At 57.4% G+C, this 258-nt stretch carries 1 protein-coding gene; it reads left to right on the top strand.

The window, feature by feature from the left end; genetic code table 11:
• The coding region (locus LZP73_RS21235) for a hypothetical protein (protein ID WP_234236992.1) at positions 1–258 on the top strand (258 nt) is incomplete at both ends.

Below are 258 nucleotides of genomic sequence, written 5' to 3'. Positions count from 1 at the left end.
GCATAGAGCACAACGGTGACTGGGGCGTGTATTTCCGCTATGCGGTCACGGGCCCCGTGCTGACGGGCAATATCATCATAGACAACAAGCGGCCCATGTTGGTGCCGGCGACAATGATGCCCAACGCTGATGATAACAACGTGCTGCTGCCCAACACTTACAACACTGTTATGTTGCTGGGCCAGGGGCTGAGCCGTGACCTGAACCTGGAGGTGATCAGCCAGGAAGGGGCACAGCTCAACAGCTATGTCGTCTCCG

The organism is Shewanella sp. AS16, from assembly GCF_021412365.1.
GTDB lineage: Bacteria > Pseudomonadota > Gammaproteobacteria > Enterobacterales > Shewanellaceae > Shewanella > Shewanella salipaludis.
The sequence above is the reverse complement of the archived record's forward strand: the minus strand, read 5'-3'. Positions and strand labels throughout refer to the sequence as shown.